At 67.6% G+C, this 25,880-nt stretch carries 30 protein-coding genes and 1 pseudogene; 17 read left to right on the forward strand and 14 right to left on the reverse strand.

From position 1 onward, the window contains the following. The first annotated feature begins 55 nt into the window (after positions 1 to 55). Entirely contained in the window at positions 56 to 916 is an 861-nt protein-coding gene (locus AC1U2B_RS17195; protein ID WP_480217682.1) for an SDR family oxidoreductase, read from the forward strand. Positions 917 to 924: 8 nt separating this feature from the next. Here the strand turns inward: AC1U2B_RS17195 and AC1U2B_RS17200 are convergent, their stop codons facing one another. After that, positions 925 to 1,368 carry a VOC family protein gene (locus AC1U2B_RS17200; RefSeq protein ID WP_260936673.1) on the reverse strand — a complete coding sequence of 148 codons (444 nt, stop codon included), beginning with the start codon at positions 1,366 to 1,368 and terminating at the stop codon, positions 925 to 927. Between the two features lie 248 nt (positions 1,369 to 1,616). Here AC1U2B_RS17200 and AC1U2B_RS17205 point away from each other — a divergent pair. After that, positions 1,617 to 2,579: pseudogene (locus AC1U2B_RS17205) on the forward strand (YbfB/YjiJ family MFS transporter); the annotation flags it as partial. 39 nt (positions 2,580 to 2,618) lie between these two features. On the opposite strand, the gene AC1U2B_RS17210 reads toward AC1U2B_RS17205, so the two are convergent. Then, positions 2,619 to 3,548: a LysR family transcriptional regulator gene (locus tag AC1U2B_RS17210; RefSeq protein ID WP_480217683.1), complete on the reverse strand. Its 930-nt coding sequence runs from the start codon at positions 3,546 to 3,548 to the stop codon at positions 2,619 to 2,621. A gap of 121 nt (positions 3,549 to 3,669) precedes the next feature. Here AC1U2B_RS17210 and AC1U2B_RS17215 point away from each other — a divergent pair, with 121 nt between their 5' ends. Both AC1U2B_RS17215 and AC1U2B_RS17220 read left to right on the forward strand, forming a co-directional pair. Next, entirely contained in the window at positions 3,670 to 4,383 is a 714-nt protein-coding gene (locus AC1U2B_RS17215; protein ID WP_480217684.1) for an SDR family NAD(P)-dependent oxidoreductase, read from the forward strand. Continuing rightward, positions 4,370 to 4,744, forward strand: a complete 375-nt coding sequence (locus tag AC1U2B_RS17220) for a YybH family protein (protein ID WP_480217685.1) — start codon at positions 4,370 to 4,372, stop codon at positions 4,742 to 4,744. Before AC1U2B_RS17215 ends, AC1U2B_RS17220 begins: the two co-directional genes overlap by 14 nt. A 376-nt stretch (positions 4,745 to 5,120) precedes the next feature. On the opposite strand, the gene AC1U2B_RS17225 is transcribed toward AC1U2B_RS17220, so the two are convergent. From AC1U2B_RS17225 to AC1U2B_RS17250, 6 genes are read right to left on the reverse strand one after another with little or no spacing between them, the layout of a single operon-like run. After that, complete coding sequence (locus AC1U2B_RS17225; RefSeq protein ID WP_071285597.1) at positions 5,121 to 5,513, reverse strand: hypothetical protein; 393 nt, start codon at positions 5,511 to 5,513, stop codon at positions 5,121 to 5,123. A gap of 11 nt (positions 5,514 to 5,524) precedes the next feature. After that, positions 5,525 to 6,748, reverse strand: a complete 1,224-nt coding sequence (locus AC1U2B_RS17230) for an O-succinylhomoserine sulfhydrylase (protein WP_480217686.1) — start codon at positions 6,746 to 6,748, stop codon at positions 5,525 to 5,527. Then, a complete protein-coding gene (locus tag AC1U2B_RS17235) occupies positions 6,745 to 7,158 on the reverse strand; it encodes a rhodanese-like domain-containing protein (protein WP_043398286.1) in 414 nt (137 codons plus the stop codon). The genes AC1U2B_RS17230 and AC1U2B_RS17235 overlap by 4 nt, the downstream gene beginning before the upstream one ends. Before the next feature lie 20 nt (positions 7,159 to 7,178). After that, positions 7,179 to 7,628, reverse strand: a complete 450-nt coding sequence (locus AC1U2B_RS17240) for an Rv0361 family membrane protein (protein ID WP_260936659.1) — start codon at positions 7,626 to 7,628, stop codon at positions 7,179 to 7,181. A gap of 1 nt (position 7,629) precedes the next feature. Further along, positions 7,630 to 8,757 carry an ATP-grasp domain-containing protein gene (locus tag AC1U2B_RS17245; RefSeq protein WP_480217687.1) on the reverse strand — a complete coding sequence of 376 codons (1,128 nt, stop codon included), beginning with the start codon at positions 8,755 to 8,757 and terminating at the stop codon, positions 7,630 to 7,632. Positions 8,758 to 8,794: 37 nt separating this feature from the next. Then, the gene (locus AC1U2B_RS17250) at positions 8,795 to 9,103 is read right to left on the reverse strand and encodes a UBP-type zinc finger domain-containing protein (protein WP_081936770.1); all 309 of its coding nucleotides are present in this window, start codon (positions 9,101 to 9,103) and stop codon (positions 8,795 to 8,797) included. A 58-nt stretch (positions 9,104 to 9,161) separates the two neighbouring features. Here AC1U2B_RS17250 and AC1U2B_RS17255 point away from each other — a divergent pair, with 58 nt between their 5' ends. The 6 genes from AC1U2B_RS17255 (at position 9,162) to AC1U2B_RS17280 (ending at position 13,581) form a co-directional block, all read left to right on the forward strand. After that, the gene (locus AC1U2B_RS17255; protein WP_480217688.1) at positions 9,162 to 10,754 is read left to right on the forward strand and encodes a Na+/H+ antiporter; all 1,593 of its coding nucleotides are present in this window, start codon (positions 9,162 to 9,164) and stop codon (positions 10,752 to 10,754) included. A gap of 326 nt (positions 10,755 to 11,080) precedes the next feature. Further along, positions 11,081 to 11,476, forward strand: coding sequence for an ArsR/SmtB family transcription factor (locus AC1U2B_RS17260; RefSeq protein ID WP_480217689.1), 396 nt, complete (start codon positions 11,081 to 11,083; stop codon positions 11,474 to 11,476). Continuing rightward, a complete protein-coding gene (locus AC1U2B_RS17265) occupies positions 11,473 to 11,955 on the forward strand; it encodes an SRPBCC family protein (protein WP_480217690.1) in 483 nt (160 codons plus the stop codon). The genes AC1U2B_RS17260 and AC1U2B_RS17265 overlap by 4 nt, the downstream gene beginning before the upstream one ends. Positions 11,956 to 11,984: 29 nt before the next feature. After that, positions 11,985 to 12,446: a VOC family protein gene (locus AC1U2B_RS17270; protein WP_480217691.1), complete on the forward strand. Its 462-nt coding sequence runs from the start codon at positions 11,985 to 11,987 to the stop codon at positions 12,444 to 12,446. A gap of 95 nt (positions 12,447 to 12,541) precedes the next feature. After that, positions 12,542 to 12,748 carry a hypothetical protein gene (locus AC1U2B_RS17275; RefSeq protein ID WP_480217692.1) on the forward strand — a complete coding sequence of 69 codons (207 nt, stop codon included), beginning with the start codon at positions 12,542 to 12,544 and terminating at the stop codon, positions 12,746 to 12,748. After that, the gene (locus AC1U2B_RS17280; RefSeq protein ID WP_480217693.1) at positions 12,745 to 13,581 is read left to right on the forward strand and encodes a GH25 family lysozyme; all 837 of its coding nucleotides are present in this window, start codon (positions 12,745 to 12,747) and stop codon (positions 13,579 to 13,581) included. The genes AC1U2B_RS17275 and AC1U2B_RS17280 overlap by 4 nt, the downstream gene beginning before the upstream one ends. On the opposite strand, the gene AC1U2B_RS17285 is transcribed toward AC1U2B_RS17280, so the two are convergent. After that, positions 13,582 to 14,067: a MarR family winged helix-turn-helix transcriptional regulator gene (locus tag AC1U2B_RS17285; RefSeq protein ID WP_480217694.1), complete on the reverse strand. Its 486-nt coding sequence runs from the start codon at positions 14,065 to 14,067 to the stop codon at positions 13,582 to 13,584. A 64-nt stretch (positions 14,068 to 14,131) separates the two neighbouring features. Here AC1U2B_RS17285 and AC1U2B_RS17290 point away from each other — a divergent pair, with 64 nt between their 5' ends. After that, on the forward strand, positions 14,132 to 16,105 hold the full coding sequence (locus AC1U2B_RS17290; RefSeq protein ID WP_480217695.1) for an MMPL family transporter: 1,974 nt from the start codon (positions 14,132 to 14,134) through the stop codon (positions 16,103 to 16,105). Here AC1U2B_RS17290 and AC1U2B_RS17295 read toward each other — a convergent pair. Then, entirely contained in the window at positions 16,102 to 16,719 is a 618-nt protein-coding gene (locus AC1U2B_RS17295; RefSeq protein ID WP_480217696.1) for a PaaI family thioesterase, read from the reverse strand. The two genes, AC1U2B_RS17290 and AC1U2B_RS17295, sit on opposite strands and share 4 nt — an antisense overlap. Continuing rightward, a complete protein-coding gene (locus tag AC1U2B_RS17300; protein ID WP_043398255.1) occupies positions 16,716 to 18,005 on the reverse strand; it encodes an adenylosuccinate synthase in 1,290 nt (429 codons plus the stop codon). The genes AC1U2B_RS17295 and AC1U2B_RS17300 overlap by 4 nt, the downstream gene beginning before the upstream one ends. Before the next feature lie 81 nt (positions 18,006 to 18,086). Between AC1U2B_RS17300 and AC1U2B_RS17305 the strand changes: the two genes are divergently transcribed. Genes AC1U2B_RS17305 through AC1U2B_RS17315 form a run of 3 tightly spaced genes read left to right on the forward strand, consistent with a single transcriptional unit; the run spans position 18,087 to position 20,453 of the window. Next, positions 18,087 to 18,722: a peptidase M50 gene (locus AC1U2B_RS17305; RefSeq protein ID WP_480217697.1), complete on the forward strand. Its 636-nt coding sequence runs from the start codon at positions 18,087 to 18,089 to the stop codon at positions 18,720 to 18,722. A gap of 9 nt (positions 18,723 to 18,731) precedes the next feature. Further along, positions 18,732 to 19,505, forward strand: coding sequence for a site-2 protease family protein (locus tag AC1U2B_RS17310; protein ID WP_480217698.1), 774 nt, complete (start codon positions 18,732 to 18,734; stop codon positions 19,503 to 19,505). 57 nt (positions 19,506 to 19,562) lie between these two features. Then, complete coding sequence (locus AC1U2B_RS17315) at positions 19,563 to 20,453, forward strand: cation diffusion facilitator family transporter (protein ID WP_418004717.1); 891 nt, start codon at positions 19,563 to 19,565, stop codon at positions 20,451 to 20,453. On the opposite strand, the gene AC1U2B_RS17320 is transcribed toward AC1U2B_RS17315, so the two are convergent. Beyond that, positions 20,454 to 20,867 (reverse strand): DUF3151 domain-containing protein, encoded by a 414-nt coding sequence (locus AC1U2B_RS17320; RefSeq protein ID WP_043398243.1) that lies wholly within the window; start codon positions 20,865 to 20,867, stop codon positions 20,454 to 20,456. Between the two features lie 132 nt (positions 20,868 to 20,999). Here AC1U2B_RS17320 and AC1U2B_RS17325 point away from each other — a divergent pair, with 132 nt between their 5' ends. Continuing rightward, entirely contained in the window at positions 21,000 to 21,440 is a 441-nt protein-coding gene (locus AC1U2B_RS17325) for a hypothetical protein (RefSeq protein ID WP_480217699.1), read from the forward strand. Positions 21,441 to 21,462: 22 nt separating this feature from the next. On the opposite strand, the gene fbaA is transcribed toward AC1U2B_RS17325, so the two are convergent. Then, complete coding sequence (gene fbaA, locus AC1U2B_RS17330) at positions 21,463 to 22,509, reverse strand: class II fructose-bisphosphate aldolase (protein ID WP_043984624.1); 1,047 nt, start codon at positions 22,507 to 22,509, stop codon at positions 21,463 to 21,465. Positions 22,510 to 22,598: 89 nt separating this feature from the next. Continuing rightward, complete coding sequence (locus AC1U2B_RS17335) at positions 22,599 to 23,612, reverse strand: alcohol dehydrogenase catalytic domain-containing protein (RefSeq protein ID WP_480217700.1); 1,014 nt, start codon at positions 23,610 to 23,612, stop codon at positions 22,599 to 22,601. Positions 23,613 to 23,677: 65 nt separating this feature from the next. Here AC1U2B_RS17335 and AC1U2B_RS17340 point away from each other — a divergent pair, with 65 nt between their 5' ends. Further along, positions 23,678 to 24,349 carry a VTT domain-containing protein gene (locus AC1U2B_RS17340; protein WP_480217701.1) on the forward strand — a complete coding sequence of 224 codons (672 nt, stop codon included), beginning with the start codon at positions 23,678 to 23,680 and terminating at the stop codon, positions 24,347 to 24,349. Positions 24,350 to 24,460: 111 nt separating this feature from the next. After that, positions 24,461 to 25,858: an HNH endonuclease signature motif containing protein gene (locus tag AC1U2B_RS17345; RefSeq protein ID WP_480217702.1), complete on the forward strand. Its 1,398-nt coding sequence runs from the start codon at positions 24,461 to 24,463 to the stop codon at positions 25,856 to 25,858. Positions 25,859 to 25,880 lie beyond the last annotated feature (22 nt).

The raw sequence follows: 25,880 nt of genomic DNA on the forward strand, positions 1-25,880 counted from the left end.
GGGCGGCCGAATATGGGCTTCATTTCAAAACTTGACACGTGTAAAGTTTGCGGCCATGGACAACATCAGCGGCAAGACCATCGCGATCACCGGAGCCGCGCGGGGCATCGGCTTCGCCACCGCCAAGGCCCTTCTCGCCCGCGGCGCGCGCGTCGTCATCGGTGACCGGGACGTCGCCGTGCTCGAATCGGCGGTCTCCGACCTGGTCAAACTCGGCCAGGCCACCGGGTACCCACTGGACGTCACCGACCGCGAATCCTTCGAGGTATTCCTGGACAAGGCCCGCAGCGACGGCGCCGGTCACCTGGACGTGCTGATCAACAACGCCGGCGTCATGCCCATCGGCCCATTCCTGGACGAGTCGGAAAAGTCCATCCGCTCGGCGATGGAGGTCAACCTCTACGGGGTCCTCACCGGCTGTCAGCTGGCGCTGCCCGAGATGATCGCCCGCCGCCGCGGCCACATCATCAACATCGCGTCGCTGTCCGGCCTGATTCCGCTGCCCGGCCAGGTCGTCTACAACGCCACGAAGTTCGGCGTGGTGGGGTTGACCACCGCCCTGGCCGACGAGGTCGCGCCGCACGGAGTCGAGGTGTCGGTGGTCATGCCACCGTTCACCCGCACCGAATTGATCTCGGGCACATCGGAAACCATGGCCATCAAGCCCGTCGAACCGGAAGCCATCGCCGAGGCGATCGTCAAGACGCTGAACAAGCCCAAGACCCACGTCTCGGTGCCCGCAGCGCTCCGATTCACCGCCCAGGGCGCACAGCTGCTCGGCCCGCGGGGCCGCCGCTGGATGAACAAGGTGCTCGGACTCGACACCGTGTTCATGACCTTCGACGCCGCCAAACGACAGAGCTACACCGACCGCGCGCAGGCAGCGTTGGGCGTCGTGGAAAAAGATCCGAACTGACCCACCCGCTACCGCCCCGGCAGGCGCGTGGTGATCTCCTGCAGCACCCAGCCGTTGCCGTCCGGGTCCTCGAACGAGGCGAATGACGCATAACTGCGGCGCTCCGGATCGGGACCGTCGACGCGTCCGGCGGTGCCGGCGCGGTGGAATACGCCATCCTCGTCGTGAAAGACCTCGCTCACCTCGATGCCCCGGCTGACCAGTTCTGCACGCGCCGCGACAACGTCGTCGACAATCAAGTACAGGCCCTGGACGGACCCGGGCGCAGCAGCTGAGACACCGGCACCGAATATCACCGACGCGGCGGAGCCAGGCGGGGTCAACTGGATGACCCGGAAATCCGCGGTGGTCGCGACGTCGGCGTCCAGCCGCCACCCCAATGACTCGTAGAAGTCCTTGGCGCGGTCGACATCGGATACGGGCAATACCGCGATCTCGAATTTCATGTCCATGGTGAAGCTCCTTCGTTCCAGGTATTTCGCTGTGCCGCCTTCGTACGGCAAAGGTGGGAGCGCCGCAGCCGGACCGGGAATTCCGGTGGATCCTGGGACCAACAGGGCCAGGCTCGACTGCGAGGCGATTCCTTTCAGCTGCAAGGAGATAGGTCGTGGCCGGGGACGGCCCCGGCACGCACCATGGGGCCATGCGCAGCTCAGCCTGGCTCTCGATCGCCCGCGCCGCGGCGGCGCTGGCCGCGGCGATGGGCATCGGCCGGTTCGCCTATACGCCGATCCTGCCGTTGATGACGGCCCACGCCGACCTCACGGCGCAGGCCGCGGGACAGCTGGCCACCGCCAACTACGTCGGCTACCTGATCGGCGCGGTGGGTGCCGCTGCCTCGCCCCGGCTCGCCCGTTCCGTGGTCGCCTGCCGGGCGTCGCTCGTGGCCCTGGTCGCGACGCTGGCGGCAATGCCATTGAGTACCAACGTCATCGAATGGAGCGCCCTGCGCCTGGTCGCCGGGATCGCCAGCGCGCTGGTGTTCGTGATCGCCGTCAACACGCTCATGGATCACGGCCATCCGGCCCACCACGCCGGCTGGGCATTCAGTGGCGTCGGAATCGGTATCGCCCTGTCCGCTGCCCTGCCAGCCACCAAAGACTGGCAGGGCGCGTGGTGGGCGGCGACCGCATTGGCCGCACTGCTCAGTGCTTGCGCCTGGCACATGCACCCCGGCACATCCGGCGAGACAGCGACAGCTCCCGCGGAACGCGAAGCGGGCGCCCGCGGTCCACTGGTCCTGCTGATGGCCAGCTATTCCCTCGAAGGCGTCGGCTACATCATCGCGGGCACGTTCCTGGTCGCCGCCGTCACGCAGCAGTCACCGGGCGGGCTCGGCAGCGCGGTGTGGCTGCTGGTCGGCCTGGCCGCAGCACCGTCAGCAGCGCTCTGGGCACGCTTCACCGGCCGCTTCTCGTACGCGGCGTTGCTCGTCGCCGCGTTGTTGCTGCAGGCCGCCGGAATCGCCTGGGCGGGAACAGGTAACAGCGCCGCCGCGCTCGTCGGGGCGGTCCTGTTCGGCGGCACCTTCATCGGCATCAGTACCTTGGCCCTGGCCGCGGGCCGCGCATTGCAGTTCCCGGGTGCCGTCGCGCTCCTGACGACGGGCTACTCGGTGGGCCAGATCGTCGGACCGGTCGCGGTGGCGCCCCTGCTGCACAACGGATTTCAGCAGGCGCTGCTCGCCGGTGCGGCCGTCGTGCTACTGGCTGCCCTGGCCGCGCTGCTGATGTGGATCAGTGGCCGGCAGCCACGCCGCGGCATCGATGCCCAGGGCGGCGGCGTCACGCGTGAGCGCGTCGACGACAGCGTGCACGGCCGGGTTGTCTTCTCCCCGCCGCCACACCAGTGACCAGGTCCACAGCGGTGTCGGTTGAATCACCGGACGGCGCACCAGGTCTCGCGGCAGCGCATCCGTCTGGCCCCGGGGGTTGTTGAGCACCGGCCGGCCCAGCTGCCGGACGTGCTCGAAGAACGTCGGACCCGTGACGCCGCCGTCGTCGGTGCGCATCACCCGCGCGCCGGTATCCGCGGCGAACTGCTCGCCGTAGCGGTTCCACGACTCCCAACTCGCCGTGTCCGAATCCACCAGCACCAGAGTGTCTTTCGCCGCCACCGGCGACTCGTCTGTGCCGACGCACAACGCGAACAGCCGGTCCACCCCCATCAGTCGCGCCTCCAGCGACAACGCTTCCAGGTCGGCGTTCTGCACCCAGCAGATGGCCAGGTCGAGGACACCGTCCGCGACCCGGGTCGCCTGCGTGTGTGACGGCATCACCCAGGTGTCGACGCGCAACTGCGCGACGCCCGCCGCTCGTTCCGCGAGATCGGTCGGGCACCAGTTGACGTAGCCGATGCGAATGGGCTCCGAGTTCGACAAACCGATTGCCCGCCTCCGGAATTCATCGGCCTGGGCCACCAGCGACCGGGCGTGGGGCAACAGCGACGCCCCCGCGGCTGTGAGGCGCACCGACCGGCGATCGCGATCGAACAGTTCCACCTTGAGGTCGCGTTCGAGCGCCTTGATCTGCTGGGACAGCGACGGCCCGGCGATCCGGAGCCGCTCGGCAGCACGACCGAAATTCAGCTGATCGGCAACGGCGACGAAGTACCGAAGTTGCCGCAGTTCCATGGCCACAGCGTAGTAGGCAGCACCTACCAGTAAAGAGCCAATGCGTCCCGTGACGCGGGCATCGGCCCGGCCCCGGCCGCGGTTGTGGAGGGCAGCAACATCAACCGAAAGGAACCACCCCATGAGCACAACGCCCCGCGTCGCGATCATCACCGGCGCATCCCAGGGCATCGGCGAAGCCCTGGTCGACGGATACCGCAAGCTGGGCTACGCCGTCGTCGCCAACTCCCGCACCATCGCGCCGAGCGACGACCCCATGGTGCACGCGGTCGCGGGTGACATCGGCCGGCCCGGTGTCGGCCAGCAGCTCGTCGACGCAGCGGTCGAACAGTTCGGCCGCGTGGACACCGTGGTCAACAACGCGGGCATCTTCATCGCCAAGCCGTTCACCGAGTACACCGACGAGGACTACGAGGCCATCACCGGGGTGAATTCACGCGGATTCTTCGAACTGACCCGCGCCGCCATCAGGACGATGGAAGGCCAGGGCGACGGCGGCCACGTCGTCACCATTTCCACCAGCCTCGTGGACCAGGCCAACTCGCAGGTGCCGTCGGCACTGGCGTCCCTGACCAAGGGCGGCCTCAACGCCGCGACGAAGGCGCTGGCCGTCGAGTACGCGACCCGCGGAATCCGCGCCAACGCAGTCGCTTTGGGCACCATCCGGACCCCGATGCATGCGCCGGAGACCCACGAGTTCCTGTCGGCGCTGCACCCCGTCGGTCACATGGGCGACATCTCCGACGTCGTCGACGGCGTGCTATATCTGGAGCACGCCAAATTCGTCACCGGCGAGATTCTGCATGTGGATGGTGGTCAAAGTGCCGGGCACTGAAGGAACTGCAGCAGCGGCGACGGTGCGTTCCGTCCTGGACCGGTGGCAGGCGGGCATCGCCGCCCACCGGCCGGACCAGGTCGCCGCGGTGTTCACCGAAGACGCGATATTCCAAGGACTTCGGCCCTACACCGTCGGGCGCCAAGGTGTCTTCGACTACTACGACTCCCAGCCCGTCGGGCTGACGGTGGGCTACCGCATCAACGAGATCCGGGAACCCGCCGACGGTGTCGTTCTGGCCTACACCCGGGCGGATTTCACCCTGCCCGACGGGAAAGTCATCAGCCTCAACCTGAGTGTCCTTGTCACACAAGACGACAACGGCTGGCAGATAGCGCACTATCAGGTCTCGCCGGCCTGATGAGTCGCAGACTCACCGTGCGCGTTGAGTGTTCATCCACGCAGACCAAAGCCGAGTAGGCGTCTGCGTAGATTCACAGTCAATCAGTGAGCGAAGGGCCGACTACGGCTTACAGATGGCGACACCGCATGTTCCCCGGGAGCACTATGTCGAATGTGCAGCTTTTGGCACGGAATTCGCGGTTCGAGCGACTAAAGCTGCACGCTCGGCGTAGGCCCGCGCTCCACAGTGGTCAACAGCTGGGCCCGGCCACCCAATAGCCGGGCACTCGACAAGCAATTACCCAGGGCGCGTCGAGTGTTCATCCACGCGGACAGAGTCCGAGTAGGCGTCTGCGTAGACGCACGCTCAAACACCTAGCGTCAGCTGACCGAGATCAGAACTGCGGCGCGGGATCCCCGACGCGGTAGGCCTCGATGACGTCCAGGTTCGCCATCAACTGCTCGACGGTGAAGCTGTAGATCGCGCCGTCCTCTTCGGTGCCGACGAGGATCAGCTGTGGCTGGTCCGGATCGGAGACCCAGATCCTGGTCACCAACTCGCGCGGATCGTCCTCGGTGGATTCGAAGCCCGACGGCGGGTAGTACCAGATCAGGTATTCGTCGTTGGAGTAGTCGGAATCGAATACCCAACCGCGCGGCAGGATTTCGCCCGCGATCCGCCCGACGGCCTCGACCTCGGCATGCACCTCGTCAGGCAGCCAGTTGGCGTTCCGCGTGGTCTGCCGCTTCTTCCGCCGGGCCTTCTTGGTTGCGGACTGCTTGGACATCCGAATCCCCCCTAGCTCAGCGCCTGGTCCAGGTCGGTGATCAGATCCTCGGTGCCCTCGAGCCCGATGGAAATCCGCACCACACCGTCGCCCAGCCCGATCGCGGCCCGACCCTCCGGCCCCATCGCCCGGTGCGTGGTGGTGGCCGGGTGGGTGATCAGCGTCTTGGAGTCACCGAGGTTGTTCGAGATATCGACGACCTGCAGCTTGTCGAGCACCTCGAATGCCCGGTCCTTGCCGCCATCGAGTTCGAACGTGACGACGGTGCCGCCACCGCTCATCTGCCGCTTGGCCAGGTCGTGCTGCGGATGTGACTGCAGGAACGGGTATTTCACCCAGTTCACGCCGCGCACACCTTCCAGGAATTCGGCCACCCGCTGCGCGGAACGGTTCGAGTAGTCGACCCGAATAGCCAGCGTCTCAAGACCTTTCAGCATCGTCCAGGCGTTGAACGCGCTCATCGCCGGACCCGTGTGCCGCATCAGCTGCTGCACCGGTCCGTTGATGAACTCCTTGTCGCCCAAGATGGCGCCGCCGAGCACCCGGCCCTGGCCGTCGATGTGCTTGGTTCCCGAGTACACGACGATGTCGGCACCGAGCTGCATGCCCTGCTGCAGCAGTGGCGTCGCGAAGACGTTGTCCAGCACCACCTTCGCACCGGCCGCATGCGCCAGCTCGGAGACCGCGGCGATGTCCACCAGCGACTGCATCGGGTTGGACGGCGTCTCGAAGAACACCGCGGTCGTCGGCACCGACAGTGCTTCCTCCCACTGCGACAGGTCATCACCGTCGACGAAGACTGTCTCCACACCCCAGCGCGGCAGGATCTCGTTGCACACCACGAAGCACGACCCGAACAGGCTGCGCGCCGCGACCAACCGGTCACCGGAGGCGAGCAGCGCACCGAGTGCGGTGAACACCGCGGCCATGCCGGTCGCGGTCGCAAAAGCAGCGGGCGCGCCTTCGATGAGCCGCAGCCGTTCCTCGAACATCTGGATGGTCGGGTTGCCGTAGCGCGAGTAGACGTAGCGATCGATCTCGCCGGTGAACGCCTGCTCCGCGGCAGCCGCCGACTCGTAGACGTACCCCGAGGTGAGGTACATCGCCTCGGCGGTCTCCTCGAACTCGGACCGCAGCAGTCCGCCGCGCACGCCGATGGTCGCCTGGCCGACGCCGTCCGGTAGCGGCGCCGGGACCCGGACCGAGGGCACACCGTCGGCGTTGAGGCCCCTCACGACTGAACCCACGGCAGTCCGATGGCGCGCCAACCGCTGCCACCGCGATGCCGCTGTCCGTCGAGGTTGCCCTCGAAACCGTCGAGCACGTTGTACGACGGGCCGATGCCCGCCGCGGTCGCGGCCTCGGCGGCACCGATGGAACGGTTACCCGAGCGACAGAGGAACACCACCGGCCGCTCGCCGGGTGTCACGCCGGCGGCCAGCAGGTCGTCGACGAATCCGTCGTTGCGCCTGCCGTCGCCGGACACCCACTCGATGTACACAACGTCACGACCGAGGCTGGAGATGTCAGGCACGCCCACCCAACGCCATTCGGCGTCGGTCCGGCAGTCGACAAGCACCGCCTCGGGGTTGTCACTGAGCAGGTCCCAGGCCTGCTGCGGCGTGATATCTCCCGCGTAGCTCACGGATGCGAGTCTGTCACAAACTAGCTCGGGACCGGCGAGCACACCTTCCATGCGCCGTCCTCGTTCACCAGCACCACGGGCGCCGTGGGCTTCTGGTCCGGCGTCTTGTCGAAGTGGTACATCAGCACCGCGGTGGCCTGCTGGCCGTCGAACTTGATGTCCGTCACTTCGTCGACGTAGCGCTGCCCGTTCTTGGCCGCCGAATCCTGTTGCTGGGCAAGCACATCCGCCTCGGTGCCGGCTTGCGCCTTGCAGGTGTACGTCTGGAAGCGCGCATAGTCCTTGCGCTGCAGCCCGTCGTTCTGGCCGACGACCGCGGTGCGCACCAGCTGCTCCGGCGTCGGATCATTCCGGCCGAACACCCCGATCGCGTTCAGCACCGCGATTATGACCACGAGGACCACAATGAGCGCCAGCGCGGCCAGGAACGGCCCCAGGGTCTGGCGCGGGTGCGATTCCGATTCGGTCATATCACTTCCCTGTCTGGTTGATCGCCGCTGCATGGTTGAGCACGGCGGCCACCTGATGCGCACGGTCACGCGCCCGAACCACGTCCGGCGCCGTCGCCAAAGCCACACACACCTCGCCGGAGAGGCGTACGTCGCTCTCGGCGACAGCCAGCGCGTCGGACAGTGCGCGCCCGACCGCCGCCTTGTCCGACGACGGGCGGCTGACCTCACCGGCCGCCGGCGAGATCATGATGGTGTCGACCGGCAGGCCGAGGATCGCCCGCGCGTGCAGATCGAACTGCGACAGCCGCTGCGACCGCGTCGTCACGAACCCGGCGCCGGTGAGCATCGGATGGACCGTCGCGAAGTACACCTCCTCGGCCCCCGATTCCGCGTCGGTGCCGAGCAGCAGGTCGACGGTGAACAGCCCCGTGCCACCGAGCTTGTTGACGATCCGGGCCGCGATCGAGCGGGCCGCGTCCAGCGCCGACTCCGACAGCAGCTGCGGCTGCCACAGCTCCAGCGGACCGCCGTTGTCGCGGCGGTGACCGATGGGCTCGCAGAACTGCACCACCGGGCCGGCCGGGCCCTGGGTCCGCACCGTCAGCATGGTGAACTCGACGGCCACGTCGACGGCCGTCTCGGCCATCACCCGGTCACTGCCCGCCGCCACCGCACGGTGCCAGGCGACGTCGACGTCTTCGGGGCGGGACAGCACCGAGCGGCCCGCACCTTCGGTGTTCGCGGCCGGTGACACCGTGAGCGGCAGCCCGGCGTGCTCGGCCACCGCGGTGAGCTCGTCGACCGATCCGGCGAACCAGAACGGCGCCGTCGGCAGCCCCAGCTCGTTGGCCGCCAAGGTGCGCAGCGCCTCGCGATCGGACGCGAGCCGCAGAGCAGTCGGCGTCGGGAACACTGCAACCTCGTCGAGCCCGGCCAACCCCGCCACGACGTCGGCCGCCAGGTCCGCCACCGCCGACTGGACCACCACCAACTGCGGCGTGTGCCTGTCGATCAGGGCCCGCAGTGCTGCCGCCCCGGCGGGCGCGGCCACCGCGGTCGCCCGCGTCCCCAGCCGCTGGAAGGACAGCACCAGCTCACTGCTCAACTCACCGGTGCCGAGTACCAGAACCGTTGTCCGGTCTACCAACTCATCAGCCAATCTCCCCGTCGCTTCGCTCGCCGCGTCAACCCAATCTGATGTCGACGTAGCACCATCGCCAGCTCTCCCCCGGCTCGACCGACCGCATCACCGGATGACCGGTGCGGCGGTAATGCTCATTGGCGTGTTGGTGCGGACTGGAATCGCAACAGCCGACCTGTCCGCAGGTCAGACACATCCGCAGGTGTGCCCACGTATCCTCCCCAAGTGCCGCACAGTCACCACAGCGCCCAGGCGTCTGCGGCTCCGGTTCAGCTTGACCGACCGCGTCGGCGAGGTGCGCGCAGGTGGTCGGGGAATTTTCTTCGCGCGGACGTGTTGCCCGTGACTGCATCCATTTCCCCAGCATGTTGAACAAGGATAGGGCTGGCTGACCGAGGAGGTTTGAGGACATGGGTGCCCCACTGCTGGCAGTGCTGGTGGCCTCGGTGTTGTTGGCTGCGCTGGCCCGCCGATATGACGTCTCGGCACCGTTGGGACTCGTCGTCGCGGGACTCGCCGTCGGGCTGATTCCGGGCGTGCCGGCGATCGAGATGCAGCCGCAATTGGTCATGTTCGTGGTGCTGCCGCCGCTGCTGTGGTCGGCCGGGCTGGAGAGCAGCTACCTGGCCCTGCGCAAGAACGTCCGCGCCATCGGGCTGCTGGCGGTCGGCCTGCCGCTGGCCACCACGTTGGTGGTCGGGTTCGTCGCTTTCCATACCGTTCCGGAGCTGACGGTCGCAGCAGCTCTCACTCTGGGCGCGATCGTCGCGCCGCCCGACGCGGTGTCTGCCGCGGCCATCGGCCGCCGGCTGGGACTGCCGCGCCAGATCATGACGCTGCTCGGCGGCGAGAGCCTGCTCAACGACGCGACGGCACTCACCGCGTACAAGGTCGCGCTGGCCGCTGCCATCGGCGCAGCGGCGACGTGGCAGGGCGCGCTGGGCACCTTCGCGCTGGCCGCGGTAGGCGGCGTCGTGATCGGCGGACTGATCGGGTGGTTCATCGAGTTCATCCGGACCTGGCTGGACGATCCACTGGTGGAGAGCGCCATCGGGCTCGTCGCGCCGTATTTCATCTACTGGGTGGCCGAGGAGGTGCACGGCTCCGGGGTGATCGCAGTCGTGGTCGCCGCGCTGCTACTCGGACAGCGCGCCACGCGGGCGTCCTACGCCACCCGGCTGCAGGACGACGCGGTCTGGAAGTCGATCCAGCTGGTGCTGGAGTCCTTCGCGTTCCTGATGATCGGCCTGCAGCTGCCGACCGTCGTCGACGAGCTGACCGGTATCCGTGCCGTCACCCTGGCCGTGGCGTCGGCCGCGGTGCTGGCCACGGTGATCGGGGTCCGCATCGTCTGGGTGTACGTCATGGCCTACACGCCGCGCGTCCTGTTCCGCGGCATCCGGGAACGGGAACCCAGACCGACGGCGTCGCAGGTTTTCATCGTGGCCTGGGCGGGGATGCGCGGTGTGGTCTCACTGGCCGCGGCGTTCGGTGTGCCACTGGTGACCATGAGCGGCGAACCCTTCCCGGGGCGCGCGCAGCTGGTGTTCCTGACCTTCGTCGTGGTGATCGGCACGCTGCTGTTGCACGGTCTGACGCTGCCGTGGCTGATCCGAATGCTCGACGTCCAAAGCGAAGCCGAGGCCCATCAGGACGCTTTGGAACAGGCCGCGGCGTCGAGTCGCGCAGCCGCGGCGGCCGCCGACCGGCTCGACGAATTGCTGGCCCGCAGTAGCGATTCCAGCGCCCAACAGCACGTCGGCGAGGTACTGCAGAGCTGGAACGACCGGCGTCGCAACGCGGTCTGGGAGCGACTGGGCCGCAGCGACGACGACATCGGCGAAAGCCCGGCGTCGGCCATGCGGCGCCTGCGGTTGGAGATGCTGGCGGCCGAGCGCGCGACGTTCATCGCCGAACGCGACGCCGGGAACATCGACGACGAAGTCCTGCGGTCAGTGCTGCACGGGCTGGACCTCGAAGAGGCTGCGCTGAACCGGGAGTGACGCTCGCTTGGCGTGGGCAGTGCGCCGAAGCTCGCTCGGCGAACCTGAGCACACGGCGATTTCCCGAGGTTTCGCGCCACCCAGCCAGACTCGGCGCTGGGCATTTGACTAGCAAAAGCGTTGTGGCCGTTGACTTTGCGTCTACGCACCCCGCTACTCGAACTTTTACGCCCTCAGTTCAGAGTCAACGGCGTCGGGCCGCCGATCCGGGTTGAGTCGGAAATGAGGGCGCAAGCCACTCGCACAAGTGAGCCAAGGATTCCGGGTGAACGCGTTTTCGCACCAGCCCTTGACGCCGCCACCCAACCGTCCTAATCTACAACCAAATGGTTGTAGATACTTTTCCAGACTCGTTCACCGATGCGGAGATCGACAAGATCTTCCACGCATTGGCGGATGCCACGCGCCGCGACATCGTCGCCCGGACGATGCGCAGCGACCAGTCGGTGAGCGCACTCGCGCGCGGCTACGACATGAGCTTCGCCGCGGTGCAGAAACACGTTGCCGTACTGGCCTCCGCGGCGTTGGTGCATAAAGAGCGCCGCGGCCGGGAACAACTCGTCCGTGCGGTGCCCGAAACCCTGCACCGCGCGGGCGTGCTCCTGGAGCGTTACGCGGCGCTATGGCACGACCGCGCCGCGACCATCGAGGCGATCCTCGCCGAAGACGGTTACCCGCCCCACCGAACATCAAGCAGCACAAAACGAAAGGACCACCGATGACGGTGCTCAGCAGCGCAGCCGACCCGCAAGCCCTCACCATGACCTTCGTGGCCGAGTTCGCCGCGCCGCCGGCGCGGGTCTGGCAGGTGTGGGAAGACCCGCGCCAGCTGGAACGCTGGTGGGGCCCGCCGACCTGGCCGGCCACCTTCACCCGGCACGCCCTCACGCCGAGCGGTCAGTCGCGGTACCACATGACCGGACCCGAGGGCGAGATCGCGCCGGGCTGGTGGACCACGCTCGAAGTCGACGCACCGAACCGGCTGCTCATCGAGGACGGCTTCTCCCAGCCGGATGGCGAGCCCGACCCCGAGATGCCCACCATGCGCTTGGAGGTGTCGTTCGACGCGATAGACACCGGCACCCGGATGACGATCGTCACCCGGTTCACCGATCTCGAACAGCTCGAGAAGGTGACCGCGATGGGCATGGTCGAAGGCATGACCGGCGCGCTCGGCCAGATCGACGCACTGCTGTCCTGATCCACCGAAAACCACTGGAAGGAAACGACATGCCGACAGCCATCCAGCCGTGTCTCTGGTTCAACGACCAGGCCCGCGAGGCCATGGACTACTACGTCGAGGTGTTTCCGAATTCGCGGATCATCTCGGTGGAGGAATACCCGGACGAGGCCCTCGACGAACACTTCGCCGGCATGGCGGGCAAGGTGCTCAATGGCCGATTCAGCTTGAACGGCGTCGATTTCGTCTGCCTCGACGGCGGACCGCTGTTCACCTTCAACGAATCCATCTCGTTCGTCGTCGAATGCGCCGACCAGGACGAGATCGACCGCTACTGGTCCAAGCTCTCGCACGTACCCGAGTCCGAGCAATGCGGGTGGTGCAAGGACCGCTTCGGGATCAGCTGGCAGATCATCCCGGCGAACATGGATCAACTGCTGGGCCGGCCCGCACAGATCCAGACGATGATGCGGCAGAAGAAGATCGTGATCGCCGAGTTGGAGAACGCCTGACCGAACCCGGCAGCGGAGATCGCGCTATCGTGGAAAGTGCCCTTCGACACTGAGCGTCAACGAGAATCGAAGCGGGACAATGCTTCCACGGCAGAATGCGAGGATTCGCCATCAACACCGCGGGCAAACCCGAAGCCCTGGGCGAGGTATACGAACAAGCGGGCGCGATCGCCACGTCAACGCATGATCCCGACGGCTTGCTGCAATGGACGGTGCAGCTGAGCGACGGATCCACCGCCGACACAAAAGCTTTGGCGAGCACGACGAGCTGGACACTGGTGGATCAGGGGCCGACGTCATGACCCTGTACGGACCGGACACATCGAACAACAACTTTCGTTCGGCCGGCGACGCCATCGCCTTCGTCTCCGCACTGCCCGGCCAGGGCTTTTCCTGGATCGAGCAGAAGGTGTCCGAAGGCAGCTATTACCGGGACCCGTACTGGCCGGTGATCGCACAGTGGTGCCGGGACAACCACTTTCCGCACATCGGCTATCACTACGTCACCACCAACAGCCCGGCCGCGCAGGCCCAGACCTGGCTCAGCAATCATGGCGGCGAGTACGCGATGCTCGACTTCGAGGCGAATTCCGGTGACATCAACAACTTCTGGGCGGTGGTCAACGCCTTCAACAACGTCGGGGTGACCATCTCGCTGTCGTACATCCCGCACTGGTACTGGCAACAGATCGGCTCCCCCGATCTGTCCAAAGTGCCCGGACTGATCGCGTCGAACTACGTCAACGGCACCGGCTATGCGTCAAACCTCTATCCCGGCAACGACAATCAGCGTTACTGGTTCCCGTACGGCGGCGCCACCCCGCAGATCCTGCAGTTCACCGACGCCGCCCAGATCGGGAGCCTGTCGGTGGACTGCAACGCATTCCAGGGCACCCTCGATCAACTCATCTCACTCCTGCAAGGAGGAACCGTGACCCAGCCCGACCCCACCACCGCAACCCTCAACCAGATCCTGGCCATCGTGCAGGACATCCAGACCCAGCTCCGCGGCCCGAACCTGAAAGGCTGGCCGCAGCTCGGCCATAACGCGGCCGGCCAGAATCTCACCGTGGTGGACGCACTGGCCGCGCTCAGAGCCGACGTGGACGCCCTCAAGGCCTCGTCCGCGGTGTGATCACGGCTCACCGGGGGCGCTGTCGGCACGGAACGCCCGCATCGCGCCGGTGAGCGCCACGAAGACCCGGTGTGCCGCCGCCAGGTCAGCATCGGGCAGGTCGGCCAGGGCCTGGGTGTTGAGCCGAGCCAGCGGGCTGAAGAACTCCCGGCCGGTGGCGAGGCCCTTGTCGGCGTTCCGCAGGATGACCTTGCGCCGGTCGGCGGGATCGGCGTCGCGGCGCAGGTGTCCCGAGCCGATCATCCGCTCCACCAGGTAGGTGATGGCCGCACCAGAGGTGCCCATCAGCTTGCGCAGCTCGCCTGCCGTCAACGGCGTGCCCGCGGATTCGGCGACCATGATGTGCAGCAATGCCCGAAAGTCATTGGCGCCCAGTTCGTTCTGGACAGCGAAGGCCCGGCCGATCTGGTCGGATTCGGCCGTCAGCGCCCGCACGTCGGCCGAGATCTGCGCTTCCAGGTCGGAGCGGTCCGGCGGCGTTGGCACGCGGAGAGCATAGCGTCCATGAAGTTCATTTGATTAATAGTTAAGTATCTGAAATATTTTCGGGGTGTCCACTCGTATCGCATGGGCATCAGCCCTGATCGTCCTGGTGCTCTCCGGTCTGGCAATGGCCCTGCTCGGCACCGGGGAGTCATCGTCGAAGTCGCCGGTGGCCGTGCCGGCCAGTGCCGAGTCCGCCCGCGCCGACGCGTTGCGCGCCCAATTCCCGGGTGGCGAGACCGCGCCGGCGATCATCGTGGTGACCCGCACCGACGACGCACCCTTGACCCCGGCCGATATCGCCGCCGCAGGTGCCGGCGCGCAGGTATCGACCGACGGCAAGGCGGCGCTGCGAGTCGCGCCGCTGGCGACGGACCTGTCCGGCTTCGACCTCCGCGACGCGGTCCACGACCTGCGGTCACAGGTATCGACGTCGCTGCCCGACGGACTGCGGGCACAGGTCACCGGCGGACCGGCGTTCGGCGCCGACATCGCCAATTCCTTTGCCGGAGCGAACTTCACGCTGTTGGCGGTGACCGCCGCCGTGGTGGCGCTGCTGCTGATCGTCACCTACCGCTCCCCCGTGCTGTGGCTGATCCCGCTGTTGGTGATCGGCTTCGCCGATCAGGTGGGCGCCGTCGTCGGCACCGCGGTGGCCGCCGCGACGGGACTGAATCCCGACGGTTCGACGGCGGGCATCACCAGCGTGCTGGTGTTCGGAGCGGGCACCAACTATGCGCTGCTACTGATTTCGCGCTACCGCGAGGAGCTGTCGCTGCGCCGTGACCATCGGGATGCGCTACGGGTGGCATGGCGAGCCGCGGCCCCGGCGATCCTGGCCAGCAACGCCACCGTGGTGCTGGCACTGCTGACGCTGTTGCTCGCCTCGGCGCCGACCAACCGCAGCCTCGGCGTGCAGGCCGCGGCCGGCCTGGTGGTCGCCGCCGTGTTCGTCTTGCTGGTGCTGCCGCCGCTGCTGGGATTGTTCGGCCGCCGGCTGTTCTGGCCCTTCATCCCCGAAACCGGTTCGCACGCCATGCCACTCACCGAAAGCGGCGTCTGGCACCGCATCGCCGCGGGGGTCTCCCACCGGCCCGGCCGCGTCGCCACACTGGCGCTGGCCGGCCTGGCCGTGCTGTGCGCCGGGCTGGTGAACCTGCCCGTCGGCCTGTCGCAGACCCAGCAGTTCCGGGTCCAAGCCGAGTCCGTCGCCGGCTACGACACCCTCGCCGCGCACTTCCCCAGCGGCCTGACCAACCCGACCACCGTCATCGCAGCTGCCCCCGAGGTCGCCGAGGCCATCACCCGCACGCCCGGCGTGGTGTCGGCGACGCCGGCGGGGCACTCGGCCTCGGGCCTGAATCAATGGTCGGTGGTGCTGGCTGCCGCACCCGCGTCCCCAGATGCATTCACAACCGTTGATGCCCTTCGTAATTCGGTGCACCAACTCGACGCTGACGCCGTGGTCGGTGGCCCCGACGCGCAGGCCCGCGACGCCGCGGCGGCAGCGCAGCACGACCGGCGGATCGTCATCCCGGCGATCCTGTTGGTGGTGCTCGCCGTCCTCTACGTCTTGCTGCGCTCGGCCCTGGCACCGCTGATCCTGGTGGCGGTGACGGTGCTCAGCGCGCTGGCCGCGCTCGGCGTCGGCGGCTGGGCCAGCGTGCACCTGTTCGGATTCCCCGCACTAGACAACGGGACTCCGCTGTTCGCGTTCCTGTTCCTGGTCGCGCTCGGCGTCGACTACACCATTTTCCTGGTGACCCGGGCCAAGGAAGAAACCCCGGAATTCGGCAACCGGCAGGGCATCGTGCGGGCGGTCTCGGCGACGGGCGCGGTGATCACCAGCGCCGGCATCGTGCTGGCCGCGGTGTTCTGCGTGCTGGGCGTGCTGCCGCTGATCGTGCTGACCCAGCTGGGCATCATCGTCGGCCTCGGCATCCTGCTGGACACCTTCGTGGTGCGCACCGTCATCATCCCGGCGCTGTTCACCCTGATCGGCCCCCGCATCTGGTGGCCCGGACTACGCGCCGACCGCTAAGGCTGGCCGGGCAGCAGGCTGACCATCAGGCCATTGGCCTCGGCCAGCAGGTTGCCCTCGGGGTCGAACAGGTCGGCAGCGACGAACGTCTTGCGGCCCTCGACCTCGGTGACGCGTGCCTTGGCGGTCAGCACCGTGTCGATCGGGGTGACCTTGCGGTAGTCGACATGCAGGTACGCCGTGCGGCTCATCGGCCGACTGACCGCGTGGATCAGCATGCCGAAAGCCTGGTCGAACAGCAGCGGCAGCACCCCGCCGTGCACGGCGTAGTTGCCGCCCACGTGATAGCGGCTGAACTCGACCTGCATTTCGACGCCCTCAGGCGAGAACTTCGTGACCTTCCACGGCGGCATCAGCAGGCTGCCGGCGCCCGGCAGCGACGGCACCCGGATGGCCGGGCCGACGCCTTCAGCTGCCTGGAACGGCGCGAGCAGCTTGACCAGTTCCTCGACGCGGTCGGCGGCGTCGTCCCAGGTGTCGCTGTCCGGATTGGCCGAGACCGCCAAATCCTGCAGCCGCCGCATGCCCTCGAGGAAGCGGCCGAACCCCGGGCCGGGGTCGGCAACCTCGAATCGTGGGAACCCGCCGTGCTGGTCGATGAATCCTTCGGTCACCCGAGGATGTCCCGGCGCACGATCGTCTGGTCCCGGCCGGGACCGACGCCGATGCACGACACATGCGCTCCGGCGAGTTCCTCCAGCCGCAGCACGTAGTCCTGCGCCTTGGCGGGCAGATCCGAGAACTCGCGGGCCCCGGAGATGTCCTCCCACCAGCCCGGCAGTTCCTCGTAGATCGGCTCGGCGCGGGCGATGTCGGCCTGCGTCATCGGCATCTCGTCGGTGCGCTTGCCATCGACGGTGTAGCCGACGCAGATCGGCACCGTCTCCAGGCTGGACAGCACGTCCAGCTTGGTCAGGAAGTAGTCGGTGATGCCGTTGACCCGGGTCGCGTACCGGGCGATGACGGCGTCGAACCAGCCGCAGCGCCGGGCCCGGCCGGTGGTCACGCCGACCTCGCCGCCCGTCTTGGACAGGTAGGCGCCGTACTCGTCGAACAGCTCCGTCGGGAACGGGCCCGAGCCCACGCGCGTGGTGTACGCCTTCAGGATGCCCAGCACCGTGGTGATCCGGGTCGGGCCGATGCCCGAGCCGACCGCCGCGCCACCCGCAGTCGGGTTGGACGACGTCACGAACGGGTAGGTGCCGTGGTCGACGTCGAGCAGGGTGCCCTGCGAGCCCTCCAGCAGAACCGTCTCGCCGCGCTCCAGCGCCTCGTTGAGCAGCAGCCGGGCGTCCGCGATGCGGTGCTTGAAGCCCTCTGCCTGCTCCAGCAGGCTCTCGACGACCTCAGCCGGGTCGAGGGCCTTGCGGTTGTAGATCTTGACCAGCACCTGGTTCTTGAACTCGAGAGCGGCCTCGACCTTGTTGGCGAGCTGCTCCTCATCGAGGACGTCGGCCACCCGGATGCCGATGCGCGCGATCTTGTCCTGGTAGCAGGGACCGATACCGCGACCGGTGGTGCCGATCTTCTTGCTGCCCGCGTACCGCTCGGTGACCTTGTCGATCGCCACGTGGTACGGCATCAGCAAGTGCGCGTCAGCCGAGATCATGAGCTTCGAGGTGTCCACACCGCGGTCCTCGAGCCCTGACAGCTCGCTGAGCAGCACGCCCGGATCCACCACGACACCGTTGCCGATGACGTTGGTGACCCCGGGTGTCAGGATGCCCGACGGGATGAGGTGAAGAGCGAAGTTCTCCCCCGTGGGCAGTACCACCGTGTGCCCGGCGTTGTTGCCGCCTTGGTAGCGAACCACCCATTGCACACGTCCACCGAGTAGATCGGTGGCCTTACCTTTGCCCTCGTCACCCCATTGGGCCCCGATGAGCACGATTGCCGGCATCGTTTTGCCTCCCGCATCACCTGCCTGAATACAGTGGCAGCCGGTGAGCAACCTTATCCCAGCAGGACGAGAGGAGAGGCCTTGACCGCCAGAGAGGCCTCCGGTGATGTCGTGGCGCTGGTCTTCGGCGACCGCAGGATCCCCCGTGCGCTGGCGGATCTGACGGCCGTCACCGTGCCGTCGGCAGGCGCTCCGACGATCCCCGATGACGCCGTCCGGGTGATCGTCGTCGGCGGTCATGCCGACCTGTCGGCCACCCTGGCCCGGCTGCTGCGCGACGACCGGCTCGACGTCGAGGTCGGCTTCGTCCCACCCCTGTCCCGCGGCGGCTGGGGTGCCGCACGCCGCGCCAGAGGCGGTGTCGCCCAACGTGTTCCACTGATCCGGGACGAGACCGGCGCGGTGATCGTGCGGTCCGCGCGCTGGCTGCCGTCGGCCGCCGACGCCATCACCGGAGAGGCCGTCGTCGACGACACGGTGCTGTTCGACGGCGAGTCGAAGGGCGTCGTGATCGAACCATTGCCAGGCATGCCGGGACTGCGGGCGCGGGCCCTCGGGGCCGGGCGTTCGGGGCTCGGGCGGGGCTGGGTGGCAGGCCGCGCCGCGCAACTCGGGAGCACCGGAGTTTTGGTGGAACGCGACGGCGTGGCGACCGCCCGCCCGGCGCGGCGGTCGGCGTTCTACCGCCACATCCAGGGTTGGCTGCGAGTCGGCTAGTTTGCAGTCATGACCATGCCTGTGCGGCGCGCAGTCCGTCCCAGCCCCGTCTTCTGGGCGATCGTGGCCCTGACCATCGCCGGTGGCGCCGTTGCCTGGTTCTGCGGTGCCGAGGTCCGGCCACTGGCCTACGCGGGCGTCTTCGTGTTCGTCATCGCAGGCTGGACCGTCTCGCTCTGCCTGCACGAATTCGGCCACGCCTACACCGCCTGGCGGTTCGGTGACCGCGACGTGGAACTGCGCGGCTACCTCACGCTGAACCCGGCGAAGTACGCCAGCCCGCTGCTGTCCCTGGGCCTGCCCGCGCTGTTCATCGCCCTCGGCGGCATCGGCCTGCCCGGCGGCGCGGTGTACGTGCGCACCGAGTACATGACGCCGCGCCAGCGCACCCTGGTCAGCCTGGCCGGCCCGTTCGCGAACCTGGTGCTGGCCGTCGTCCTGCTGGTCAGCACCGCGGCGCTGTTCGACAGCGACCATCCGGTGTTCTGGGCGGGCCTGGCTTTCCTGGGGTTCTTGCAGGTCACCGCGCTGTTCTTGAACCTGTTGCCGATCCCCGGCCTGGACGGCTACGGCGCGCTGGAACCGCACCTGAGCCCCGACACGCAGCGCGCCCTGCTCCCCGCCCGGCAGTGGGGCTTCCTGCTGCTGATGCTGCTGCTGATCATCCCGGAGCTGAACCGGTTGTTCTTCAACGTCGTCTACTCCGCCGTCAGCCTGACCGGGGTGCCGCCGCGCCTTGCGATGATCGGCAGCGCGCTGACCAGGTTCTGGTCCGCCTGGTAGCACCCCCGCGAGGCGTAGGCCTTGCGACATATGCGTAGTTCTGCATATATTTCTGGCATGGGTGCCGGACACGACCACAACCACGGGGCGAACACGCGCGCCAGTCGCATGATCATCGCCGCGGCAGTACTCGGCGTCTTCTTCGTCATCGAGCTGACCACTGCGTTGATGATCAACTCGATCGCGCTGCTGGCCGACGCCGGCCACATGCTCACCGACCTGGTCGCGATGTTCATGGGCCTGGGCGCCGTCCTGCTCGCCCGCCGCGGATCGACCTCGGCCGCCCGCACCTACGGCTGGCACCGCGCCGAAGTGTTCACCGCGGTGGCCAACGCGGCGCTGTTGATGGGCGTCGCGGCGTTCATCCTCTACGAGGCGTTCGAGCGCCTCGGGAACGCGCCGGAGATTCCCGGTGTGCCGATGATCGTCGTCGCGCTCGCGGGGCTGCTCGCCAACCTCGTCGTCGTCCTGCTGCTGCGCTCCGACGCCGACAGCAGCCTCGCGGTCAAGGGCGCCTACATGGAGGTCGTCGCGGACACCGTCGGCAGCGTCGGCGTCCTGATCGCGGGCATCGTCAACGTCACCACCGGCTGGCCGTACGCCGACGTCGTCGTCGCCGTCCTAGTCGCGCTGTGGGTGCTGCCGCGGGCCATCGCGCTGGCCCGGGCCGCCCTGCGCATCCTGTCGGAGTCCTCACCCAGCCACATCGACGTCGACGAACTGCGCTCCGCGCTGGCCGCCGTCGACGGCGTCACCGATGTGCACGACCTGCACGTGTGGACCCTGGTGCCCGGCAAGGACATGGCCACCGCGCACCTGACGTCCGCCGAGGATTCGGCGCGCGTCCTGGAGTCGGCCCGCGCCGTGCTGGCCGCCCGCGGGCTGGACCACGCCACCGTTCAGGTGGAACCGCCGGCCGACGGCGCCTGCCACTGTGAGATGGACTAGCTAGAGACCCAGCTCGCCACGGGCTGCCGGATCGCAGTCGTCCAGCAGGTCCAGGCAGCGCAGGTGCTCGTCCTGCTCCCCGATCGCCCCCGCGGCCTTGGCCAGCACGGCCACACAACGCAGGAAACCCTGGTTCGGTTCGTGTGCGAACGGCACCGGGCCGAAGCCCTTCCAGCCGTTGCGGCGGAGCTGGTCCAGGCCGCGGTGGTAGCCCGTGCGGGCGTAGGCGTACGCGGTGATGGTCTGGCCGTCGGCCAGCGCGGCCTCCGCCAGGGCGGCCCAGGCGATCGACGCGGTCGGGTGCGCCGCAGCAACGTCGGTCGCGGACGTGCCCGCGGCCAGAGCGTCCTCAGCCTCGAAGTTGGCAGGCAGCAGCACCGGCTCCGGACCCAGCAGATCACCCATTCGCGTCATGGCGCCATTGTGCCGTGCGGCCGCTCGCTGAGATCCCGCAGGCGGGCGATTAAGCTCCAGGTAGGACGTCGCGGCCGGCAACGGGCGCATCGGCCCCAGTGCGCGACTTTGATCGGGAGGACAGACACCCCCATGTCGAACCCAGCCGCCATGTCGAATCCGACGGGACCGGACGACCGTCGCGACGCGAATCCGCGCACTGCCTCGACAGCCGACGACGACGCCGCGGCGGCAACCGAAATCTTCGAGCCCGCCGATCCGGCGACGGACCCGACCATCCCGGTGCGGCGCTTCACCGCGCCGTCGAGCTTCGACGGCAAGACGCAGATCATCACCCCGCTCCCGGACCCGGAAACCGAGCTGATGCCGCCGGCCGCACCGCAGCTGATCCCGGGCGCCGTCAAGGCCCCGAAGGACCGGCGCAGCTGGGGCTGGGTCATCGCGCTCGTGCTGGTGATCGCGGCCATCGCGGCCGTGGCGGTGCTGGGGACGGTGCTCCTGACCCGCGGCCATTCGGCCATGAACGCCGAATGGCCAGCTATGACACGGAATCTCGCGATTCTCGTGTCGTAACTGGCCAGTCGGCGGTGTTGATCTAGCTGGACAGGCCCGCCGAGACGCTGCGCCCGGTGCTGTGCAGGTCGTTGCACGCTTCGATGACGCGCTGGGTCATCGAAGCCTCGGCCTTCTTCAGGTAGCTGCGCGGGTCGTAGACCTTCTTGTTGCCGACCTCGCCGTCGATCTTCAGAACGCCGTCGTAGTTGGTGAACATGTGCGCCGCCACCGGACGGGTGAATGCGTACTGGGTGTCGGTGTCGACGTTCATCTTCACCACGCCGTAGCGCAGCGAGTCCTCGATCTCGGACTTCAGCGAGCCCGAACCACCGTGGAAGACGAAGTCGAACGGCTTGGAGCCCTCGGCCAGTCCGAGCTTGGCGGCGGCCACCCGCTGGCCCTCGGCCAGCACCTCGGGCTTGAGCTTGACGTTGCCCGGCTTGTAGACGCCGTGCACGTTGCCGAAGGTGGCGGCCAGCAGGTACTTGCCGTTCTCGCCGGAGCCCAGCGCATCGAGGGTCTTCTCGAAGTCCTCGGAGCTGGTGTACAGCTTCTCGTTGATCTCGGCCTCGACGCCGTCCTCTTCACCGCCGACGACGCCGATCTCGACCTCGAGGATGATGTTCGCGGCCGACGTCAGCTTCAGCAGTTCCTGTGCGATCTGCAGGTTCTCGTCGATGGGCACCGCGGAGCCGTCCCACATGTGTGACTGGAACAGCGGGTTCTCGCCGCGGGCGACGCGCTCGGCCGAGATGGCCAGCAGCGGCCGGACGAAGCCGTCGAGCTTGTCCTTGGGGCAGTGGTCGGTGTGCAGCGCGACGGTGATGTCGTACTTGGCGGCGACGACGTGGGCGAACTCGGCCAGCGCCACCGACCCGGTGACCATGTCCTTGATCCCGAGTCCGGAGGCGAATTCGGCACCGCCGGTGGAGAATTGGATGATGCCGTCGCTACCCGCGTCGGCGAAGCCCTTGATCGCCGCGTTGACGGTTTCCGACGACGTGCAGTTGATGGCCGGGAACGCGAAGGAGTGCTCCTTGGCGCGGGCCAGCATCTCCGCGTAGACCTCGGGGGTGGCGATGGGCATGTTTTTCCTCTCGGGCGAACCTGCAGTCTGGGCCAGTATGTCAGTCAATCTCAGCTCAAGTGCGACACCGGGTCAGGCAGCTGTCTAGGTCAAACGGTCAGGACCATCCGGTAGTGCGCGTGGCCGCTGTTCATGCGCTCGAAGGCCTCGGCGGCCTGCGCGAGAGGTCGTTCCTCGATGACGGCCCGTACGCCCGTGAGCGCGGCGAAGTGCAGCGTCTCCTCCACGTCGCGCGAGGTGCCCGACGGATGCCCGGTGATCGAGAAGCCGCCGTTGATCAGGTCGAGTGGACTGACCGGCAGGGGCTCGGGAGTGACGCCGACGGTCACGAGCTCGCCCTCGGGCCCGAGCCCTGCGACGGTGTCGGCCATCGCCTTCGAGCTCGCCGCAGTCGCGAGTACAACCGCCGCCCCGCCGAGACGCTGTAGTTCGGCGGCGACATCCGAGGCGTTCGAATCGATGTAGTAATGGGCACCGAGTTCCTTCGCGGCGGCCTCCCGCTCGGGGCCGCGAGCGATCGCGACCGTCTCGAAACCCATCGCTCGGGAGAACTGCACCCCCAGGTGACCGAGTCCGCCGATGCCGATCACCGCGACCAGATCACCGGCCTTGGCGCGCGTCTTGCGCAATCCGTTGAACGTCGTCACGCCCGCGCACCCCATCGGGGCAGCCTCGGCGAACGAGAATTCGTCCGGAATCCGAGCCAGCGCCGTTGTCGGCACGATGACCGATTCGGCGTAGCCGCCCGGGTAATGCCAGCTCGGCACCTCCATGCGGACGCACTGCATGAAGTAGCCCCGGCGGCACGGCACACAGCGGTTGCAATTGCCGCCGAACCAGCCGACCGCGACCCGATCGCCGACGAAGAAATCCTCGACACCGTCGCCGAGTTCGGCGATGGTGCCCGCGATCTCGTGGCCGAGGGTGATCGGCCACGAAAGTCCGGGGAAGTGCCCTGCGTAGAACTCACGGTCGGTGCCGCACACGCCGCAGGCGGCGACGGCGATCCGAACGTGATCGCGGGGCGGAGAAACAGTGTCGACTTCTACGAGAGTGAGCGGCGCGTTGGCTTCCGCAACGTGAATTGCCTTGTGAGTCGCCATGGCCCTGACCCTATGAGGGATGTGCAGTTAATGGAACGGCCAGCACGCACCGGTATGTTGACCCCATGATCAGCACCCTGTCCCTCATGCCGGACTTCATGGATCCGGTCAAGCTCATCGCCTATTTCGGCACCTGGGCCCTGGTCGGGTTGTTGGTCGTCATCTTCGTCGAGTCGGGCGTGCTGTTCCCGATCCTGCCCGGCGACACCCTGCTGTTCGTCGCGGGCATGCTGGCTGCCGGCACCGCCGCCCAGGCCGAGGTCGCCGCCGAGGCCAACTTCAACATCTGGCTGCTGATGGTGACCATTCCGCTCGCGGCCATCCTGGGTGGGCAGGCAGGGTACCTCATCGGACGCTTCCTCGGCACTTCGATGTTCAAGCCCGACGCCCGCGTCCTGAAGCAGAAGTACCTGGACGAGGCGCACACCTTCTTCGAAGAACGCGGGCCGTTCGCGATCCTGCTGGCCCGCTTCGTGCCGATCGTGCGCACCCTGGCGCCGATCACCGCCGGCGCCGCCAAGATGGGCTACGCCGCCTTCACGCTGTACAACGTCATCGGCGCGATCGTGTGGGGCTGTGGCATCACGCTGCTGGGCTACTGGCTGGGAGGGTTCCCCATCGTCCAGAAGCTGCTCGAACCGATCTTCGTCCTGATCCTGGTCGCGTCCATCACGCCGATGATCTGGCACTGGTACCAGCGCCGCAAGGCTGCCGCCGAGGGCGTCACCGAGGGCTGAACCGGCCCTCTCGAAAAAACTTTGGTCACTTTGTTTTCGCTGGTCACGGTAGGTAACTAGCGTCACATTTCCCGCGGTCTCTTGTCGGCGGTTCGAACTATTGTTCGAAGTATGGGAAGTGATCGCGCCGCCATCTTCGCCGCGTACGCGGCGGCCGAGGATGCGGTCGCCGAGCTCAACGCGTTCGACTACAGCGGCCTATCGGTCGCCGACCAACTCGAACTCCTGTCACGCAGGGAAACGCTGATGCGCCGCTTCCCGGTCGCCGGTCATGCCCTGCTGGCCGGTCTGCAAGCTCAGAGCACCCCGCGCGACATCGGCGCGAAAAACTGGGCTGATGTCCTGCGGATCCGGCTGCACATCAGTAGTGAGGATGCTCGGCGGCGGGTCCGCCACGGTGAACACCTGGGCCCCCGCAGGGGCCTGACCGGGGAGGCCCTGCCGCCGCTGTGGGAGCAGGTAGCCGCCGCCCAGGCCGCTGGCGAACTCAACACCGAACACATCGAAGTCATCGCCAACGTTCTGGCCGCGCTGCCGTTGTGGGTAGATCTGGCCACCACGGTCCAGTGCGAGCAGTCGTTGGTGGCCGGGGCGCGCCACCAGACCCCCGAAGAACTGCGCGCCGCAGCGAAGAAACTGATGGACGAACTCGATCCGGACGGTCCCGAACCCGACGACTCCGAACCCGAACCCAAACGCGGGATGAAGACGGGTAAGCAGCGCTCGGACGGCACCAGCGAGGTCAGCGGCACCGTCGATGCCGAGACCCGCGCCTACTGGGATGCGATCAACGAAAAGTGGGCCGCCCCCGGCATGTGCAACCCCGCCGACCCACAGCCCTGTCTCTCCGGCACACCCACCCAGGAACAGATCGACAACGACACGAGGACTCTGGCCCAGCGGCAGCATGACGCGTACAGGATGGTCGGCCGGATGATGCTGCAAACCGGGATGCTCGGTGCGCACAACGGCCTTCCGGTCACGGTCGTGGCCACCTGCACGGTGGCCGACCTCGAGCGCCGGGCCGGTGTCGCGGTCACCCACACCGGAACGAAACTGCCCATTGGGGACCTGATCAGGATGGCCGGTAAGGGTGCCCGTCACTATCTGGCGGTGTTCGACCAGCACACCAGCATCCCGCTGCATCTGGGCCGGGCGAGGCGCACCGCCACACCCGGGCAGCGCCTGGCCTTGTTCGCCGCGCACCTGGGTTGCACCCGACCGAACTGCACCGCCGCGGCCTCGCGCTCCCAGGCTCATCACCTGGTCCCGTGGAAGCACGGGGGCGGCACCGACATCACCAACCTCACCCTGGCCTGCGGACCGGACAACCGGGCCGCCGACACCGGCGGCTGGAGCACCACCATGGGCCCCGACGGCCGCACCCGCTGGACCCCACCACCACTGCTCGACGTCGGCCAACCACGAACAAACCAGTACCACCACCCGACGCTGTATCCCGCGGAGAGCGGTGATGGCGATGCTGAAAGTGACAGTCCCGCAAGCTGATCCGGCGCGCAATGGCGCGCCA

The sequence above is a fragment of the Mycolicibacterium sp. P4_G11 genome, from assembly GCF_056555145.1.

Excerpts from the sequence above, each read along its gene's own strand:
- AC1U2B_RS17250 (WP_081936770.1), bottom strand. The coding sequence starts at position 9,103 with ATGCAGTCACGGGCAACACGTCCGCGCGAAGAAAATTCCCCGACCACC.
- AC1U2B_RS17225 (WP_071285597.1), bottom strand. The coding sequence starts at position 5,513 with ATGTCCAAGCAGTCCGCAACCAAGAAGGCCCGGCGGAAGAAGCGGCAG.
- AC1U2B_RS17280 (WP_480217693.1), top strand. The coding sequence starts at position 12,745 with ATGACCCTGTACGGACCGGACACATCGAACAACAACTTTCGTTCGGCC.
- AC1U2B_RS17210 (WP_480217683.1), bottom strand. The coding sequence starts at position 3,548 with ATGGAACTGCGGCAACTTCGGTACTTCGTCGCCGTTGCCGATCAGCTG.
- AC1U2B_RS17325 (WP_480217699.1), top strand. The coding sequence starts at position 21,000 with ATGTCGAACCCAGCCGCCATGTCGAATCCGACGGGACCGGACGACCGT.
- AC1U2B_RS17265 (WP_480217690.1), top strand. The coding sequence starts at position 11,473 with ATGACGGTGCTCAGCAGCGCAGCCGACCCGCAAGCCCTCACCATGACC.
- AC1U2B_RS17200 (WP_260936673.1), bottom strand. The coding sequence starts at position 1,368 with ATGGACATGAAATTCGAGATCGCGGTATTGCCCGTATCCGATGTCGAC.
- AC1U2B_RS17240 (WP_260936659.1), bottom strand. The coding sequence starts at position 7,628 with ATGACCGAATCGGAATCGCACCCGCGCCAGACCCTGGGGCCGTTCCTG.
- AC1U2B_RS17340 (WP_480217701.1), top strand. The coding sequence starts at position 23,678 with ATGATCAGCACCCTGTCCCTCATGCCGGACTTCATGGATCCGGTCAAG.
- AC1U2B_RS17320 (WP_043398243.1), bottom strand. The coding sequence starts at position 20,867 with ATGACGCGAATGGGTGATCTGCTGGGTCCGGAGCCGGTGCTGCTGCCT.
- AC1U2B_RS17315 (WP_418004717.1), top strand. The coding sequence starts at position 19,563 with ATGGGTGCCGGACACGACCACAACCACGGGGCGAACACGCGCGCCAGT.
- AC1U2B_RS17345 (WP_480217702.1), top strand. The coding sequence starts at position 24,461 with ATGGGAAGTGATCGCGCCGCCATCTTCGCCGCGTACGCGGCGGCCGAG.
- fbaA (WP_043984624.1), bottom strand. The coding sequence starts at position 22,509 with ATGCCCATCGCCACCCCCGAGGTCTACGCGGAGATGCTGGCCCGCGCC.
- AC1U2B_RS17195 (WP_480217682.1), top strand. The coding sequence starts at position 56 with ATGGACAACATCAGCGGCAAGACCATCGCGATCACCGGAGCCGCGCGG.
- AC1U2B_RS17255 (WP_480217688.1), top strand. The coding sequence starts at position 9,162 with ATGGGTGCCCCACTGCTGGCAGTGCTGGTGGCCTCGGTGTTGTTGGCT.
- AC1U2B_RS17300 (WP_043398255.1), bottom strand. The coding sequence starts at position 18,005 with ATGCCGGCAATCGTGCTCATCGGGGCCCAATGGGGTGACGAGGGCAAA.
- AC1U2B_RS17335 (WP_480217700.1), bottom strand. The coding sequence starts at position 23,612 with ATGGCGACTCACAAGGCAATTCACGTTGCGGAAGCCAACGCGCCGCTC.
- AC1U2B_RS17215 (WP_480217684.1), top strand. The coding sequence starts at position 3,670 with ATGAGCACAACGCCCCGCGTCGCGATCATCACCGGCGCATCCCAGGGC.
- AC1U2B_RS17275 (WP_480217692.1), top strand. The coding sequence starts at position 12,542 with ATGCGAGGATTCGCCATCAACACCGCGGGCAAACCCGAAGCCCTGGGC.
- AC1U2B_RS17310 (WP_480217698.1), top strand. The coding sequence starts at position 18,732 with ATGACCATGCCTGTGCGGCGCGCAGTCCGTCCCAGCCCCGTCTTCTGG.
- AC1U2B_RS17260 (WP_480217689.1), top strand. The coding sequence starts at position 11,081 with ATGGTTGTAGATACTTTTCCAGACTCGTTCACCGATGCGGAGATCGAC.
- AC1U2B_RS17270 (WP_480217691.1), top strand. The coding sequence starts at position 11,985 with ATGCCGACAGCCATCCAGCCGTGTCTCTGGTTCAACGACCAGGCCCGC.